Raw genomic sequence first — 16574 nt, 5'->3', positions numbered from 1 at the left:
AACTGCATGCTTAACCGTTTTTTCGGTCCTAAAACGCACGACAACATTAATATGTTTGCCGTTCTTGTAGTTGCAATTGGCCTGCCGGTCACCAAAATTGCAATGTCTTTGGGTACTTTACTTTTGGCAATTAATTTTCTATTGAATGCTGATTTTAAAAACTATTGGGAAAGGACCAAAACAAATGTAGTTTTTTGGTTCGTTGTTGCTGTAATTGGATTTCACATTTTGGGCTTAATTTATACCACAGATTTCTCCTTTGCGTTCCGAGATCTAAATTCCAAATTACCGCTTTTTGCCATTCCTATTGTAATGATCGCTTACCCAATTAAGGAGCGATTTTTAAACTACATCATTTATGGATTTCTGTTGGCTTTAACAATTACATCTGTCGTGAATTTTAATGTTATGATGAATTCTGATGTAGGTGGCTACAGAGATTTTTCACTTTTTGGTTCTCATATTCGCTATGCATTATTGATTGTTACTGGAATTGTATTATCCGTTTATCTAATTCTAAAAAAGAACAATTTGCGAATAGTTTTCGCGCTATTAGGAATTTGGTTTATTTTCTATACTGTTGTAAGCAAGGTAGATAGTGGTTATGTTGCGCTTGCTTTTTTATTGCTCGGAAGCTTTATTTATTTCATCAGAGCGAGTAAGCCAAGTGGAAAAAAGAAGATGTTCGGTGTAGTGGTTGTAGGAATTAGTTTAATCGTTGGTGTTCAATTTTATGAATATATTTCACCTAAAAAAGCCAAGATTGACTTTAAAACTTTGCCAACACACAGTAAAGGTGGAGAGAAATATTTTCATGATACAACTTCAATTTGGTTTGAAAATGGACACCATATTTTATCCAATATAGCCGAAAATGAATTAAAAGAAGCTTGGAATTTACGTTCGGAAATCGATTATAATGATACCCTTTCGAATGGATATTTTCTAAACGGGATTTTGTTTCGTTACATGACTTCAAAAAACCTGACGAAAGACAAAGTAGGAATGAAAAAAATGTCTGATGAAGACATTAAAAACGTCGAAAATGGAATGACATCTATCAGGTTTACTTACGGACCTTTAGGTTCAAAATTAGCGGGTATAAAAGATGAAATCTACCATTATTCTGTGAATGGAGACCCTGATGGGAATTCTTTATTGCAACGTTTCGAACATTGGAAAGCAGGGAGAAATATAATTAAAGAAAATTGGTTGATTGGCGTTGGAACAGGTGATTTACAACAAGAATTTGACGCTGAATATGCTGATTCGAATACACAACTTGATCAAGCCAATTGGAATAGAGCACACAATCAATTTATGACGTTTTGGATTGCTTTTGGAATCTTTGGCTTTCTCGTTTTTACTGGATTTTGGCTTTGGTTTTTATACAAAAACATCAAAACGATAAACTTCATTGGAATCTGTTTTACACTCATCGCAATTGGTTCCTTCTTATCTGAAGACACGATTGAAACACAACAAGGCGTGACCTTTATTGCCTTGTTTTTGGGAATAGTTGCTTTGATGAATTCTTGGAAGAAGGAGAAAGAACTAAATTCCGGTAGTGATGTGTTGAAAAGCTAAAAATAGGAATGATTTTAGTTTTCTTCTTTTTCAAATAGTATTTTGCATTTATAAGCTTTCACCTTCTTTTATAATCGGATCATAAATTTTAACACTTTGTAGTGTGTTGCAGTTCAAATACTTACGATTTTTTTTGTGAAATACTAACAAAAAAACTTGATTTTAACTTTAACTAAACAAACACTAATTATTATGAAAAAATCACTTTTAACAGCCACTGTAGTTTTTTTAGCTTTAAGTATTCAGGCGCAATACAACACTCCTTTTCATCAAACTACCAGTAATTCTATTCAAAATGGTTATGTAGGTATAGGAACGAAACCAACTCAGAACACAACAGCAATAAAACCGAACTTCAATTTTCAGTTACACGGAGTATCTAATTATACTATAAACTTTCCAGCAGGCCCAGTTGGAATGGGAGGTGGTGGAGGTGCTGGTTATTCTATTGATTACGGAATAGCTTCTAGATTTGGAATTACAAACTCTGTAACGGGGCGAGAAGATACTGATGGAGGTGTAATTATGATGGCTGGAAATGATTTGTTCTTATTGAACAGAGAAGAAGCCGATTTAAAAATAGGTGTGCCAGGAGTTGATATGAGATTATCTACTTCAACACAAAGAATTTTTGTTGGTGGTACACCAAGTTTAGCAAATGAGTTTGCTAGGTTTAGTGTTGAAACATCTGACAATGGAATAAGTGTTAAAACTACCAACAATTCTAAATATGCTTTAAGATTAAAAGTTGCAGGTAACACTAGTAATCTTATAGAAGGGTATGGAACAGATAATGTAGAACCAAATTTTCAAGTTTCAGGTGCAGGTACTGTCCATGCAAGAAGATTCGTAACTACTCTAGACCCTTTTCCAGACTATGTTTTCCAGCCAGATTACGAATTAAGAACTTTTGCGGAGTTGAGAAATTTTATAAACACCAATAAACATCTTCCAAACATGCCAACGGCTTTTGAAGTAAAAGAGAATGGAGCTGATATAGGGGAGATCAATAGACTTTTAGTTGAAAAAATTGAGGAATTGACTTTGTATATCTTGGAATTGGAAGAGCGCGTTGTTGAAGTAGAGTCCATCGATGAAGAAGAATCTAAATTGCAAGAACGTATCACTCGCCTTGAGGAGTTAATTCTAGATTTATCAAAATAATATGTAACTTGAATTTTATAATCTTAGAGTGATTGAATTCGTAGGAACGTCATTCGTAATTGATAATTCGTCATTCGTAATTTAAAAAAGCTATGAAAACTTTAATAAAAATACTACTACTCACTTCTGTGTTTTTTCTCGTATTATTTTCTTGTAAAAAAGAACAATTAGAAATTATTAAGACAGCAGACCCTTGTGAATGTGCAAGTGAGGTGAGTGCTGATTTTGAAATACGAGAAGCGCTCAATAACGGAGCACCATCTATAAATATGTACACAGTTACAGATGACATCTTGGGCAATAAAACTGCCTTTTTTAAGGCTAAAGAAGCTGACGCTCAATACACCTGGTATATAGGGCTTGAAACAGAGACGGATAGAGAAATATCTAGATTTTTTCCGAGTCAATGGGAGGGCAGTACAATTCCAATTACATTGGTAGTAGAAAAAGAACCCAATAATACCTGTTTCCCTAATGATGATGGATATGATTCTATAACAAAATACATGGAAGTTCATAGTTTTTGCGATTCAAGTATTATGGAAGGAACATTTCGTGTCGCAGAAGAAAATTCAATTGACTCTTTTGATATTGTTTTGGATTTTGAATTGGCGTATGCCTCACCAGGGGTTTTATCAAATAGTAATTGTTCTAGATTGGATTTTTATAACTATGATGGCAACGGAAGTAATTGTGTGGGTTATGATAATGCCATGGCGCGGAATTATAGAGCCTTTAGGAAAGGTAATTTTTCAAATTGGGGAGGGGCTTCATACGAATGTGGTGATCTTGTAATTAAGAAGTGTTACTTGGATTTAAATAATCAACTGTTTTTAAGTTATGAATATTGGCATGTTAATGATCCAGAAGCAACCGAATTTAATGTTAACGGTAGAAAAATAAATTAAAAGATATGAAACATTTATATATTATATTGTGTGTGTTGACATTTGGCATGGTTATTCATGTGACTTATGGACAGTGTGAAAACAACGTGAGTACGGATCATTATTCACCTTTAAACGCTCACTTGTCGAATAACAATCCTCATTTAACACCATACGACGATTTATTTCGATATAATGCGTAACTTGAATTTTATAATCTTAGAGTGATTGAATTCGTAGGAACGTCATTCGTAATTGATAATTCGTCATTCGTCATTTAAAAAAGCTATGAAAACTTTAATAAAAATACTACTACTCACTTCTGTGTTTTTTCTCGTATTATTTTCTTGTAAAAAAGAACAATTAGAAATTAAAAAGACAGCAGATCCTTGTGATTGTGCAAGTGAGGTGAGTGCTGATTTTACAATGGAAGAATCAGCACTATGGGGTTCAACTTCAGAATGGACATCAGAAACCGATAGTATTTTAAAAGGTCGCCATGTTCGTTTTAAAGCTAAGCAAATAGATGCTGAATACAAATGGTATTTAGGAACAGAAACAGAAGTTACAAAAGAGACTTTTCGATCATTTGGTGACCCCTCCTTTTCAGGAACATCTCAACCTATCATCTTAGTTGTAAAAAAAGATCCCAACTTAATTTGTTTCCCAAATGATGATGGGTATGACTCGGTGGTTAAACAAATCGCAATAACTGAATATCCCATTAATGATTGGGCCAACAATGACAAGGATTTAGGGACTAAGGAAGGTGTGTTTAGAATGAAAGATCAAAATTCATCAGACAGTATTGAAATCATTATTGACCATATCATTGAAACCTCAAATGGACCTTTTTTTATAAACATCTATAATTTTGATGGAGATGGAACCAACTGCACTGAATCAATTAACGAATATACCTTAACATATAGAGAAACTCGCTTTCGCCATACAACAGTCGCCAATTGTAACCGTTTAAAGGGATACATGAAAACCCCTGTAAATGGCCAGGTTGAAATGTACTTTACGCAGCAAGACCCTGGAGATTCTGACTACCGTGAATTTCATTATTTTGGTAGAAGAGTTGGACCAATATAAATATTTTATTATGAAGAAAATTATTATACAAGTAATATTGTTTAGTTTCAGTTTTGAACAAAAATCTCTGTGTGGAAACAAAGTAAGTACAGATCATTATTCATCTTTAAACGCTCACTTGTCGAATAACAATCCTCATTTAACACCATACGACGATTTATTTCGAAATAATGCGTAACTTGAATTTTTTAACTTGAGAGTGATCGAATTCGGAATTCCCAATTAAACAAATGCTATGAAAACTTTAATAAAAATACTACTGCTCACTTCTGTGTTTTTACTTGTTTTATTTGCTTGTAAGAAGGATCAACTAGAAATAACTAAGACTGCTGATCCATGTGACTGTGCAAGTGAGGTGAGTGCTGATTTTGATATCTTAGAAAGACACTCTCAAATTGCAAATTCTGTCCTAATAGAAACCGATCATGTGTTTGCTAATAAACAAGTAATATTTAGGTCAAGTTTGAATGATGCAGAATACAAGTGGTATATTGGGGCACATATTGAAACCGGCCAAGAAGCATTTAAACATTTTACTACTCAATGGATAGGAAGCACCATTCCTATAACCTTAGTTGTTAAAAAAGAGCCTAATAAAATCTGCTTTCCGAATGATGATGGGTACGACTCTATTACTAAAACTTTTAATGTATATACCCATTGTCGTGAAAATTACCTTTTAGAAGGAACATTCCGTATGGCTTCAAAAAACAGTACTGATTCAATTGATATTGAATTGGAGTTTAAAGAATATACTCCATGGAATGATTGTTACAGTGTAGATATTACAAATTTTGATGGAGTTGGATCTATTTGTCCGGGTAATTATTTCAGGGTTACCAAAAGTTATAGATATTTGCATTCAGCGGGAACGGCTACTGGTAGTTGTCAAAGTCTAGGTGGTGGTTTTAGAGCATGGCATCATTTAAATGGAACGTGCGAAATGAAATACCGATATTATAAAGATAACGATATAAGCCAACAAGTTCAAAAACATCTTTTCGGGAGGAAATTAAATTAATAAATTATGAAAACAATAGCATTACTATTACTAGCAGCAGCATTCCTTTTCACAGCATGTGACAAGAACAAACGAGCTTCAAAGAAACTCATGAAAGCAGGAAACTGGGAAGTTGTAGAGCTTTCAGTTGATGGTCAAAATATTTCTCCATTACCATCTTGGGAAATTAACGATTGCGATATTTATGAAGAATTATGCACTGCATCATGGAAACTTGAAGATAAGCAAAGTCAGTTTTATTGGCAATTCAATGAAAAAGCTAAACTTTTCACCATTTCTAGAATTGTAGCTCCAGAGGATTGTGAAGATTTCTATACCGAAGAAGTGGAGCAGCAAACTTTTAAGTTTAGCGGAGATTATGAAGTTGTTGAAGATAAGCGTAAAACCAAGACTTTCGAAAGTAGCAAAACACTTGGTTATGGAGGGAAGAAAGTTGCAATTCGAATTGAGAAGAATTAAAAATAGTGATTGACTTTATTTTTCCGATTCTCATTTAGTTTTCTTCATTAAGAAACCATGAAAATTCAACTTTCGAGTCCATTAAATTTTCATATATAATTCACGCTCAAAAAATCTGCGACCATCCCGATTGAAATACGGGACAAATTCCGCGTTGCTTGCATCCTTGTTTCCGAAAAGCTTGCGGGACCGCGTGCCATTACAGCGCAAACAATGTTATTCATTTCCACGCTTTTCATTCAGCATTTGTCAATTCCTCACTGATTAACTATATTTAGAAATTAAAGACAACACAGACAATAGAAATTCAAAAGAAAAGCACAAACATGGCAACGGTATTTGAAACAAGATTAATTGGAAATTTAGGAAAAGACGCAACAGTAAGAAAAATGGATAGAGGAGTAGTGGCAATTAACTTTCCGGTGGCTCATAATAAAAATTGGAGGGACAAAAGAACAGGAGAGTCTCGCACGAAAACAACTTGGGTTAATTGTACGATTTGGAAGAAAGAAGGATCAAACATGCGAATTCTAGATTTTTTGAAAAGTGGAGCGTTGGTTGAAGTTGTGGGAACACCTTATGCCAAAGCTTTTCAGCAAGAGGATGAAACCATAAAAACTGAAATTCGATTGAATATTGCAAGAACAAATATCTTAAGATCAAGTAAAAATACAAGCACTTCTTCAGATGATAATTTTAATGGAGAAGACGATAACAACGATGAAGTTTATGGAGCTATGGATGATTTCACGCTAAACGAGGATGATTTTTAGATTTTTGTAAAAAGCGTTAAATAACTTATGGAATGAAAATTGTTTATACGTTTTTGTATTTAAAATTATATATTTACTTTAAAATTAAGACTATGAAAAAATCAATGATAATTTTAGGAGCATTTACATTATTAATTGCCGCTCCTTCGTTTGCTCAAGAGAAAACTGCTGAAACAACTAAAGAGTTGAAAACTGCTGAACCAAAACTTGAAATGAACAAAGCGAAAACTTCAGAAGAACAAGTTATGGAATCTGAAAAGGAGGGGAAAGCTAAGGTTATACCTAATAGTACTTTAAAAACGACTGAACCTTTCAAGAAAAGAGAAGTTAAATCGTCAATCAAAGCGAAAGAAGAAGATTTGTAGACATTAAAATCTACCTACATTTTTATTAAAGAGCAGTTCCCAAAAGGACTGCTTTTTTTATATCTTCAAACCCTTATTTAATCTGAAGATACATTACATTTAGTATGAGAACACGCTTTTATTATTTAATGGAAATTCAATATTTGGGATTTCGTTATCACGGTTGGCAAAAACAACCCAACGTAATTACAGTTCAAGAAATGATTACAAAAACACTCAATTGGGTGTTGCCAGATACAGCTAGTAAAGTATTAGCTTCTGGTAGAACAGATGCGAAAGTTTCTGTTAATCAAACTTATATTGAAATTTTCACGGATAAAGAAATTGAAGATTTAGATTTTTTCTTCGAAGATTTCAATACCAATTTACCCGCCGATGTAAAAGCACTTTCTGTTGTTCCAACTACTCCAGAATTCAATATTATTCAGTCAGATAAAGTAAAAGAATATCATTATTATTTTGCTTTTGGCGAGAAGTTTCATCCCTATTGTGCCGCTTTTATGTGTAACATTTTACAAGATTTGGACATTGAAATAATGCAAAAAGCAGCCCGATTATTTGAAGGAAAAAAAGATTTTTATTCTTACACTTTTCGTCCAAATCCAGAAACAAAAACAAATGGAGAAGTACTTTCCTGCGAACTCACAGAAAACACAGAATTAACAGCTTCTTTTTTTCCTGAGAAGAGTTACCTAGTAAAAGTAAAAGGAATAGGATTTAAGCGCAATCAAATACGTTTAATGATGGGAATGCTCTTTGAATTGGGGCAAGGATTAAAAACTTGGGAGGAGTTTTTGGAAACGCTCGATGGAGCGAATAAAGTTAAGCTTTCTTACAATGCTCCAGCTTCGGGCTTGCAGTTGCATGATGTTGAATTGATCGGGAAGTAACTGCAAAGATCGCAGAGTTTTTCGCAGAGATCACAAAGAAAATAGAGGTCCCTCAATCATTGAAAAGTCATAGATGTTAAATGCTTATCGGATGATAAGTCATATTGTTTATAGTCAAAAAAGGGGGAGAAAAATACTGAAGTAAAACTTCAATACTTTTCTCCCCCCTTTTTTTTCTGGGTATTTCTTTTCTCTGCGTAATTCTCTGCGGTTAAAACCTCCGAGCTAAACCATCTCTTTTACTTCAGAAATAGCATCTTTCAATCCTTCTGGTTTTTTACCTCCTGCAGTAGCAAAGAATGGTTGTCCACCACCTCCACCTTGGATGTGTTTGGCTGCCGAACGAATCATGTTTCCAGCATGTAAATCCTTCGATTTTACGATTTCTTCGTCAATGATGATACTTAACGTACATTTTCCGTCTTTTTCTCCACCAATTACGGCAAATAAGTTAGCTACTTCTCCTTTTAATTGGAAAAGTACATCTTTAATTGCTCCACCGTCTAATGGAACAATCGCTTCTAAGAAATTCATTCCGTCTTTTTCAACGATGTTATTTTTTAAATCTCCCTTGATGTTTTTAGCGCGATCTTTTTCAATTTGCTCCAACTGCTTTTGCATACGGTTGTTGCTTTCTAATATTTCTTCAACCGACTGAACAACGTTTTTGGTGTTTTTAAATAATGCATTCACATTACTCAATTGCTCCAATTTATTGTTGATGTATTTTTCTGCTGTATGATTAGAAATTGCTTCAATTCTTCTAATTCCAGAAGCAACAGAACCTTCAGAAATGATTTTAAACCATCCAATGTTTCCTGTTCCTGGAACGTGAGTTCCTCCGCACAATTCGATTGAATCACCAAACTGAATAACGCGAACTGTATCTCCGTATTTTTCACCAAAAAGCATCATTGCACCTAGCTCTTGTGCTTCCTTGATTGGTGTGTTTCTCAATTCATTCAATGGCGTGTTTTGGCGAATTAAATCATTCACAATTTGCTCAATTTGAATCAATTCTTCATCAGATACTTTTGAAAAGTGAGCGAAGTCAAAACGTAAATATTCAGGATTCACCAAAGATCCTTTTTGCACAACATGATCTCCTAGCACAGTGCGCAACGCATGGTGCAATAGGTGAGTAGCACTATGATTTGCTGCAGAAAGTGTTCTTTTTTCAGTGTTTACAACAGCTTTAAAGCTTGCATTTGGATTTTTCGGTAAGTCTTTCACTAAGTGAACAATCAGATTGTTTTCCTTTTTCGTATCAAAAATTGAAACTTTCTCTCCATCAAATTCAATGTAACCTTTGTCACCCACTTGTCCACCTCCTTCAGGATAAAATGGCGTTAAATTGAAAACCAATTGGTAGAAAGATTTTTTGTTTTGAACTACCTTTCTGTAACGTGTAATTTTTACATCCGCTTCTAAATGGTCGTAGCCAATAAATTCTTCTTTCTCGTCTACAAGAAGTTCTGTCCAATCATCAGTTTTTAATGAAGTAGCAGAACGAGAACGGTCTTTTTGTGCTTGCAATGCTTTGTCGAAACCTGCTTGATCTAATGTCATTCCGGCTTCTCGAGCCATCAATGCTGTTAAATCGAATGGAAATCCGAAAGTGTCATACAATTCAAAAACTTGTGCTCCAGGAATTTCTTTAATTCCTTCTTCTTTTTGATTTTCTATAATAATTTCAATTCGCTTAATTCCTTGTTCTAAGGTTTTGAAGAAACTCATTTCTTCTTCGCGAATCACGTTTTCGATCAATGTTTTATTATCCACTAATTCTGGGAAAGCTTCACCCATTTCAGCGATTAAAACTTTGCTTAAAGGCGCCAAGAAAGGCTCATTCATTTTCAAAGTTTGGTAACCGTAACGAACAGCTCTTCTCAAAATACGGCGAATTACATAACCTGCTCCAGTATTTGAAGGCAATTGTCCATCAGAAATAGAGAATGCAATTGCACGAACGTGATCTGCAATTACACGTAAAGCGATATCTGTTGATTCAGTTTTTCCGTATTCAAACCCAGATTGTTTCACGATTTGTGCAATCAGAGTTTGGAATAAATCGATGTCATAATTAGATTGTTTTCCTTGTAAAGCCATCGCTAAACGCTCCAATCCCATTCCTGTATCGATATGTGTTTCAGGTAGCTTTTCTAAACTTCCATCTGCTTTTCTGTTGAATTGAATAAATACTAAGTTCCAAACTTCAACTACTTGAGGATGGTCTTGATTGACCAATGTTTTACCATCAACGTTTTTCTTTTCTTCGTCTGAACGAATATCTATATGAATTTCAGAACATGGTCCACAAGGTCCCATTTCACCCATTTCCCAGAAATTATCGTCCTTATTTGCTTCGATAATGCGGTCTTCAGGAATCCATTTTTTCCAAAAATCATAAGATTCTGTATCTCTTGGAACACCATCTTTTTCGTCTCCTTCGAAAATGGTAACGTATAGATCATTTTTGTCGATTCCGTAAACCTCTGTCAATAATTCCCAAGCCCAAGCTATAGACTCTTTCTTAAAATAATCTCCGAAGGACCAGTTTCCTAGCATTTCGAACATGGTGTGGTGATAAGTATCCACACCAACTTCATCCAAGTCATTATGTTTTCCAGAAACACGCAAACATTTTTGAGTATCAGTAACACGTTTGTCCTTGGCTATGGCATTTCCTAAGAAAAATTCTTTGAATGGAACCATGCCTGCGTTCGTAAACATCAGGGTTGGATCATTTTTAATTACCATCGGTGCAGAAGGTACAATTGTGTGTCCTTTCTCTTCAAAAAAAGAGAGGAATTTATGTCTGATTTCTTCTAATTTCATTGGGTTTCCTTATAATATAATTTGGTCTTTGCTCTGTTAATCAAAGTTAACGATTTTGCAAAGTTAGATTATTTACATAATTTTGCGAAGTTTTACAGTTAAATAATGTCAAAGACAAAGTTCAGATATAACCCCAAAACACTTTCTTACGAAAAAGTGAAGCGCTCCACAGGCGAACGTATTTTACGTGGAATAATATTTATTGCTCCAACCGTTGTATTGAGTTTAATCTTTGCTTTTTTTATTGCTTACCGTATCGATTCTCCAAAAGAAAAAGCACTCAATAAAGAGTTAAATGAATTAAAGGGAGAGTTTAAAAACATTCAAGAAAGATTAGAATTAGTTGATCGCGTAACAGAGGTTATTAAAAAACGTGATGAAGATTTATACAGAACAGCCTTAGGGGCAAATGAATTTCCAGAAGAATTACGGTTAATGGGTGTTGGAGGTAGTGATGCATACGATTCGTACAAAAAAATGTCCAACAGTGAATTGCTTATCTCATCTATTTCTAAGTTAGATGAGGTTGAAAGAAAACTACATGCTCAAAGTTTGTCGTTTAAAGAGTTGATTTCCTTGGCAAAGGAACGAGAGAATAGGTTGGCTTCACTTCCAGCGATTCAACCCGTGAACAACAAAGAGCTAAAGAAAATGGCTTCTGGTTATGGATGGCGTATTGACCCTGTTTATGGAACAAGAAAAATGCATTGGGGAACAGATTTCTCGGCTGAAACTGGAACCGATGTTTACGCTACGGGAAAAGGGGTTGTTGAAGAAACTCGTGTAAACAGTTGGGGCTATGGTAGAGAAATTGTGATTAATCATGGATTTGGATACAAAACGAGATATGCACATTTAAGTTCATTCCTTGTTAAAGAAGGAGATAAAGTTAATCGTGGCGATCTTATCGGATTAGTTGGAAATACAGGGAAGTCTACTGGTGCTCACTTGCATTATGAAGTGGAAAAAGATGGGCATAAAATGAACCCAATTGATTATTTCCACTCAGATTTAACACCTGAACAGTACGAGAAAATTGTTGAGATTTCGAAGAATGCTTTAAAATCGATGGACTAAATTAATTACGAATTATCAATTACGTTCCGATATTCATTGAAATAACAATTTCCGAACCTTCTTGCAAACGCACTTCTTTAATTATTTTTCTAAAGTTGTAGATTACTCACTAAGCTTTCTCATTAGATTGCTTTATTTTCATTAATTTAGCCCTAACGAATTCAAGTTATGATTAAAGCGTCAGAATTAACAAAGTTATATTATTCTATTGGTGAGGTTGCACAAATGTTTGATGTGAATACTTCATTGATTCGCTTTTGGGAAAAAGAATTCCCTTCTATCAAGCCTAAAAAGAACAAGAAAGGTAACCGCTTATTCTCTCCAAAGAGTATTTTAGAAATTCAGAATATTTATCAATTGGTTAAAGTTGATGGTCATACCCTCGAAGGTGCAAAAAAAGCATTGAAAGGTGGCGATATTGAGATTACACAACCGGATTTTGATAAGGAGGAGTTGATTAAAAAACTGGAAGGGATTAAAGAGAAGTTGAAGGCTTTGAGATAGAATGCGGCTGTTACCTTGTCCTTTAACGATAGAAGGGATTCCACACACGCTAACCATTAGCTATTGCTTTTCCCATCTCTGCGACTTCAACACCGAAGATGTCCTCCGCGTCCCTCTGTGAAAATTTCCATTTCCTCTGAAATAAAACAACCACAATCACTTCGCAGAAGAGATTCCAACCCAATCCACGTTAAACCTTGGCCATCCAATCACTTTTCGGATAAAAATTAACCATTTACATTGCCCTTCCCAAACTTTCCTGTAAACAATGCTTTGATTTTCTTACGAAATAAAAAAGCCAAAACAGCGAGTAGAATATATGGAGAAGCCATGATATACAAAATCGCGGAATTCATGTTGTTTCCATTATTGTTGTCAAGAATACTGTCGTCAATAGAATCGCCACTTTGCTCCGCTAGTAATTTACATTGCGAACATTGTGCTTCTACATCTCCTGTAAAGAAAAAAACAAAAGCAACTAAAAGTAATATAATTGGAAGCCATTTTTTCATGATACAAAGATAGATGAAAAGAAGTTCAAACCATAAATTATTATATGAATTTCGTCAGTTTAGTCCAATTGTTAATCAAACGCAGAAACCACCTTTGGATAAACTCAATTCTTCAATAATGGAAATGGCTTTTTCCTTTCGTTCTTCAAAATTCCCCTTTAAAATTGTGAAATCGGCATTGAGTTTTTTCAATTCAGCTAAATACAATTCAAACAGTTCTTCTCTCTGATTTGGGTTTTCTCTAAGTGGATCATCCTCCCAAGGAATGTCTTCTGGACTGCATAAAAAGTAATGTGAAAAACGTTGGTTTTCCATTAATTTTTGAACGCTCTCATCACATTTATTGTATTTGAAAGTTGACCAAATGTAAAGTACAATATTCTCCGTGTCGTAAATCTTCAAGCCGCTTTCTGCATTGGCATTTCGGATTATTTCTTGGTTGATTGCAATTTGCTCAATATGACCAAACTCATACTTACCGTTCTTTTTGAGCAAATATTCGCGAGCATGTTCAGGGAACCATTGCGCATCCAAATGTTCCGCAACAGCTTTGGAAATTGTTGATTTACCCGAACTTTCAGGTCCTGTGAATGTGATTTTCAATTTTTTGAGCTTTATACATTTTATATCAAGAGAAAAAAGCAAAAATAGCAATTATGGTATAAACCATATAATGGAACCCAGATTCAATAAAAAGATCAGCTTCATAACAAAGTTATATGTAAATTGAGGTTCTAGCCCTTATGAAAAACCAACCAAATCTGTTTTTTCGAGCGATGAATGTCAAATAGAAAGTTCCTATACACCTGCCCACTCCGATGCAGATGTTGCGATTAAGCTTTGGATTACTTCATTTACTATTTCCACATCGAAAATAGTTAATTACAAATAATCATTTACGAATTACTAATTTGTTTCTTCATCAAATAAGTACTTTTTGATTTCTTTGATTTGATCTTTTTCAAAGAAGTAGTAGCTGCCTATCCATTTTTCATTCATCAAATCTAGAAATTGATCACATCCAATTTCCTCTTCAAATTTCTTAAGGTATTTTCTGGGCTAGGTCTCGCCATAAGCATCTGCATTTATCGAATAAAGTGGAATTCCAACTTTTTGATCGAGAGAGTTATTTAAACTGTGATATGAAGTCATAACCATGTACAAATTCAAATCATTTTCGTTTGCATAATCTCTTATTTGTGATAGTGGGTAACATGCATCGCTTTTGCATCCATTCTTAAAAACATAAACCAATGACTTTTCATTTTTTTCTAATTCTTTCAATAATTGTTTCCCCGAAATTTCATAAATATTTCCCGTTTTTGCTGAGTTAAAATCATCTAATTTCTTAATCTTTGATTGTTGTTTTGGGGATAAATGAGTGTAATAGTTATCATTTACAAATTCAATCATTATACAGGAAGTGAAAATAAGAAAGGAAGAAAAGAATAGAATAAAGTTCCTCATGTTTAAATGTGTTTTTTGTCAAGTTTTAATGCTGTTTTAGTTAAAAAAAAGCTTATTTATTAGCTTTCGCAGCCTTTTCCTGTTCTTCAGTTAAGTAGTTTTTACCATCAACAAGTTTATCTCCTTCATAGAAAAGATAGCTCCCCGGCCACATTCCATCCAAAGATTCTTGGTATTCATAAAAGCCAATTTCTTCTCTGAATTTTTTGTAATATTTTCTACTTTTTTCTATGCCGTAAGCTTCATTATTAATTGAATAAAGAGGTAAACCTAACTTCTTGTTTATGGTTTGAGCCATATTACTATAATTGCTCATGATTAGAAATAATTTTAGCCCATTTTCTTCTGCATATTTCTTTTCTTCATATAAATGATTTATAGAATGTGAAGGGCAACTGTTTGCAAAGGAATAAACCATAGATTTTTCATGATTTTTTAATTCTTCCATCAATTGATTTCCAGTTATTTTATATACATTTCCAGCTTTAGCATCTTCAAATGCTGAAAGATGTTTAATTCTGGCTTGTTCAATAGGAGTTAAATAACTGTAATAATTATCTGTAACAAAATGAAAGAGGCACGAAGATAATAGAAACGTTAAAAGCAAAAGAATTAGGATGTTTCTCATGAGAATAGTAGTTTTAGAATGGTTTATCAAATATATGAATAATTTCGAATGGTTTAATATATATTTTTAATGAAATAATTAATAATTACGGGGGGAGAACTGATCAGAATATGAATTCTATGTTTTTAATTCGTAATTAATTATATTAGTGTTTTACTCTTTCAAATTCATCATTTTATGACCAATAAATATTATTGTTTTATATTAGTTATTTTTTCATTTTTAATATTTCCTTCATTTTCAAATGCACAAACTACTGCAGATTTTTCAGTGCCTGACACTTTGCTGGTTGGAGTTGCAGGAAGTCAACCATTTGTTTACCCTCAAGGCAGCAATGAAAAGGGAATCGCAATTGATATTTGGGAGAGCTTAGCCGAGAAAAAGGACTGGATTTATATCTATAAATTTTTCAATACTGTTGATGAAGCGATTCATGCTTTGGAAAATGAAGGTTTAGATGTTATTGTTGGTCCAATAAGTATTACTTCTGAAAGAATAGAATATTGGCGTTTTTCTCAACCTTTTTACAATTCTAGTTTAGCTATTGTTTCTCGTCAAGGAAAACTAAATTTATGGGATAAGATAAAACCATTTTTTAGTCTGAACTTACTGTATGCTGTTTTTGTGTTCGTATTTATTTTGTCGATTGTTGGAACTTTATTTTGGTTAGCCGAACGAAAAGAGTCACCGGATCAGTTTCCTAAAGATCCCGTAAATGGAATTGGAAATGGCATGTGGATGGCGATAGTTACGATGACCACAGTTGGTTATGGCGATAAAGCCCCAATCACTTTGATGGGGAGAATAATTGCCGGTTCGTGGATGGTGATCTCCATAATTTTTGCAACTTCTATGGTGGCTGGAATAGCAAGTACCTTAACCCTAAGCTCAATGGGGACTTCTGTCGTTACAAACATTGAGGAATTATCAGGAAAAGAAGCCGCAACAATTGGAAATTCTCCTTCTGTTGGGTTCTTAAAAGAGAATAAAGTAAAACCGATTGGTGTTAATTCATTAGAAGAAGCAATGGAAATGCTGAGAAAAAAAGAAGTCGATGCGGTAGTTTATGACAGACCTCAGTTATTGTTTTATTTGGCAGAAAATCAAAAAGATAAATTTCATATTGCACAAGCTGAATATTACAAACAAGGTTATGGTTTCGCTTTTTCAATGGATTCCAAACTTGTTTATGATGTCAATAGGTTGCTTTTGGAATTAGCGGAAGAACAAGATGTTGCTGGTATTGTTGGAGAGTATTTGGAAGAATAATCAATGGATTAATTACGAATTACGAATTGAAAATT

Annotated in this window: 19 protein-coding genes; 14 read left to right on the top strand and 5 right to left on the bottom strand. The window is 34.0% G+C overall.

Annotated features, from left to right (window positions below):
• Positions 1–6: 6 nt before the first annotated feature.
• From C6368_RS09945 to C6368_RS09905, 11 genes are all read left to right on the top strand, one after another.
• Complete coding sequence (locus C6368_RS09945) at positions 7–1587, top strand: O-antigen ligase family protein (RefSeq protein WP_107039052.1); 1581 nt, start codon at positions 7–9, stop codon at positions 1585–1587.
• 192 nt (positions 1588–1779) lie between these two features.
• Positions 1780–2751 carry a hypothetical protein gene (locus C6368_RS09940; protein ID WP_159038540.1) on the top strand — a complete coding sequence of 324 codons (972 nt, stop codon included), beginning with the start codon at positions 1780–1782 and terminating at the stop codon, positions 2749–2751.
• A 92-nt stretch (positions 2752–2843) separates the two neighbouring features.
• A complete protein-coding gene (locus C6368_RS09935; RefSeq protein WP_107039050.1) occupies positions 2844–3659 on the top strand; it encodes a hypothetical protein in 816 nt (271 codons plus the stop codon).
• Between the two features lie 5 nt (positions 3660–3664).
• A complete protein-coding gene (locus tag C6368_RS17290) occupies positions 3665–3841 on the top strand; it encodes a hypothetical protein (protein WP_159038539.1) in 177 nt (58 codons plus the stop codon).
• Between the two features lie 85 nt (positions 3842–3926).
• Positions 3927–4736, top strand: a complete 810-nt coding sequence (locus C6368_RS09930; RefSeq protein ID WP_107039049.1) for a hypothetical protein — start codon at positions 3927–3929, stop codon at positions 4734–4736.
• Between the two features lie 10 nt (positions 4737–4746).
• A complete protein-coding gene (locus C6368_RS17285) occupies positions 4747–4914 on the top strand; it encodes a hypothetical protein (protein WP_159038538.1) in 168 nt (55 codons plus the stop codon).
• 57 nt (positions 4915–4971) lie between these two features.
• On the top strand, positions 4972–5757 hold the full coding sequence (locus C6368_RS09925; RefSeq protein WP_107039048.1) for a hypothetical protein: 786 nt from the start codon (positions 4972–4974) through the stop codon (positions 5755–5757).
• A 6-nt stretch (positions 5758–5763) separates the two neighbouring features.
• Complete coding sequence (locus C6368_RS09920; protein ID WP_107039047.1) at positions 5764–6216, top strand: hypothetical protein; 453 nt, start codon at positions 5764–5766, stop codon at positions 6214–6216.
• Between the two features lie 326 nt (positions 6217–6542).
• Positions 6543–6989: a single-stranded DNA-binding protein gene (locus C6368_RS09915; protein WP_107039046.1), complete on the top strand. Its 447-nt coding sequence runs from the start codon at positions 6543–6545 to the stop codon at positions 6987–6989.
• Positions 6990–7081: 92 nt separating this feature from the next.
• Positions 7082–7354 (top strand): hypothetical protein, encoded by a 273-nt coding sequence (locus C6368_RS09910; protein WP_159038537.1) that lies wholly within the window; start codon positions 7082–7084, stop codon positions 7352–7354.
• 104 nt (positions 7355–7458) lie between these two features.
• Complete coding sequence (locus tag C6368_RS09905; RefSeq protein ID WP_107039044.1) at positions 7459–8244, top strand: tRNA pseudouridine synthase A; 786 nt, start codon at positions 7459–7461, stop codon at positions 8242–8244.
• Positions 8245–8469: 225 nt separating this feature from the next.
• On the opposite strand, the gene alaS is transcribed toward C6368_RS09905, so the two are convergent.
• On the bottom strand, positions 8470–11082 hold the full coding sequence (gene alaS / locus C6368_RS09900; protein WP_107039043.1) for an alanine--tRNA ligase: 2613 nt from the start codon (positions 11080–11082) through the stop codon (positions 8470–8472).
• Between the two features lie 105 nt (positions 11083–11187).
• Here alaS and C6368_RS09895 point away from each other — a divergent pair, with 105 nt between their 5' ends.
• A complete protein-coding gene (locus C6368_RS09895; RefSeq protein WP_107039042.1) occupies positions 11188–12159 on the top strand; it encodes a M23 family metallopeptidase in 972 nt (323 codons plus the stop codon).
• Positions 12160–12330: 171 nt separating this feature from the next.
• Positions 12331–12663, top strand: a complete 333-nt coding sequence (locus C6368_RS09890; RefSeq protein WP_394336210.1) for a MerR family transcriptional regulator — start codon at positions 12331–12333, stop codon at positions 12661–12663.
• 227 nt (positions 12664–12890) lie between these two features.
• Here the strand turns inward: C6368_RS09890 and C6368_RS09885 are convergent, their stop codons facing one another.
• From C6368_RS09885 to C6368_RS09870, 4 genes are all read right to left on the bottom strand, one after another.
• Positions 12891–13175, bottom strand: coding sequence for a hypothetical protein (locus tag C6368_RS09885; RefSeq protein ID WP_107039040.1), 285 nt, complete (start codon positions 13173–13175; stop codon positions 12891–12893).
• Positions 13176–13250: 75 nt separating this feature from the next.
• Positions 13251–13778 (bottom strand): AAA family ATPase, encoded by a 528-nt coding sequence (locus tag C6368_RS09880; protein WP_159038536.1) that lies wholly within the window; start codon positions 13776–13778, stop codon positions 13251–13253.
• Positions 13779–14234: 456 nt separating this feature from the next.
• Complete coding sequence (locus C6368_RS09875; RefSeq protein WP_107039038.1) at positions 14235–14588, bottom strand: hypothetical protein; 354 nt, start codon at positions 14586–14588, stop codon at positions 14235–14237.
• A 106-nt stretch (positions 14589–14694) separates the two neighbouring features.
• Positions 14695–15270 (bottom strand): hypothetical protein, encoded by a 576-nt coding sequence (locus C6368_RS09870; protein WP_107039037.1) that lies wholly within the window; start codon positions 15268–15270, stop codon positions 14695–14697.
• A 177-nt stretch (positions 15271–15447) separates the two neighbouring features.
• Between C6368_RS09870 and C6368_RS09865 the strand changes: the two genes are divergently transcribed.
• Positions 15448–16539: a transporter substrate-binding domain-containing protein gene (locus C6368_RS09865; protein WP_107039036.1), complete on the top strand. Its 1092-nt coding sequence runs from the start codon at positions 15448–15450 to the stop codon at positions 16537–16539.
• Positions 16540–16574: the final 35 nt, after the last annotated feature.

Origin of the sequence: Brumimicrobium mesophilum, from assembly GCF_003025005.1 — a bacterium.
GTDB classification, from domain to species: Bacteria; Bacteroidota; Bacteroidia; order Flavobacteriales_D; family Crocinitomicaceae; genus Brumimicrobium; species Brumimicrobium mesophilum.
This window is presented reverse-complemented; position numbering and strand designations above follow the sequence as displayed.

Bases quoted from the DNA above. Each gene is read 5' to 3' on its own strand.
- C6368_RS09945 (WP_107039052.1), top strand. From the start codon at position 7: ATGCTTAACCGTTTTTTCGGTCCTAAAACGCACGACAACATTAATATG.
- C6368_RS09940 (WP_159038540.1), top strand. From the start codon at position 1,780: ATGAAAAAATCACTTTTAACAGCCACTGTAGTTTTTTTAGCTTTAAGT.
- C6368_RS09935 (WP_107039050.1), top strand. From the start codon at position 2,844: ATGAAAACTTTAATAAAAATACTACTACTCACTTCTGTGTTTTTTCTC.
- C6368_RS17290 (WP_159038539.1), top strand. From the start codon at position 3,665: ATGAAACATTTATATATTATATTGTGTGTGTTGACATTTGGCATGGTT.
- C6368_RS09930 (WP_107039049.1), top strand. From the start codon at position 3,927: ATGAAAACTTTAATAAAAATACTACTACTCACTTCTGTGTTTTTTCTC.
- C6368_RS17285 (WP_159038538.1), top strand. From the start codon at position 4,747: ATGAAGAAAATTATTATACAAGTAATATTGTTTAGTTTCAGTTTTGAA.
- C6368_RS09925 (WP_107039048.1), top strand. From the start codon at position 4,972: ATGAAAACTTTAATAAAAATACTACTGCTCACTTCTGTGTTTTTACTT.
- C6368_RS09920 (WP_107039047.1), top strand. From the start codon at position 5,764: ATGAAAACAATAGCATTACTATTACTAGCAGCAGCATTCCTTTTCACA.
- C6368_RS09915 (WP_107039046.1), top strand. From the start codon at position 6,543: ATGGCAACGGTATTTGAAACAAGATTAATTGGAAATTTAGGAAAAGAC.
- C6368_RS09910 (WP_159038537.1), top strand. From the start codon at position 7,082: ATGAAAAAATCAATGATAATTTTAGGAGCATTTACATTATTAATTGCC.
- C6368_RS09905 (WP_107039044.1), top strand. From the start codon at position 7,459: ATGAGAACACGCTTTTATTATTTAATGGAAATTCAATATTTGGGATTT.
- alaS (WP_107039043.1), bottom strand. From the start codon at position 11,082: ATGAAATTAGAAGAAATCAGACATAAATTCCTCTCTTTTTTTGAAGAG.
- C6368_RS09895 (WP_107039042.1), top strand. From the start codon at position 11,188: ATGTCAAAGACAAAGTTCAGATATAACCCCAAAACACTTTCTTACGAA.
- C6368_RS09885 (WP_107039040.1), bottom strand. From the start codon at position 13,175: ATGAAAAAATGGCTTCCAATTATATTACTTTTAGTTGCTTTTGTTTTT.
- C6368_RS09875 (WP_107039038.1), bottom strand. From the start codon at position 14,588: ATGATTGAATTTGTAAATGATAACTATTACACTCATTTATCCCCAAAA.
- C6368_RS09870 (WP_107039037.1), bottom strand. From the start codon at position 15,270: ATGAGAAACATCCTAATTCTTTTGCTTTTAACGTTTCTATTATCTTCG.
- C6368_RS09865 (WP_107039036.1), top strand. From the start codon at position 15,448: ATGACCAATAAATATTATTGTTTTATATTAGTTATTTTTTCATTTTTA.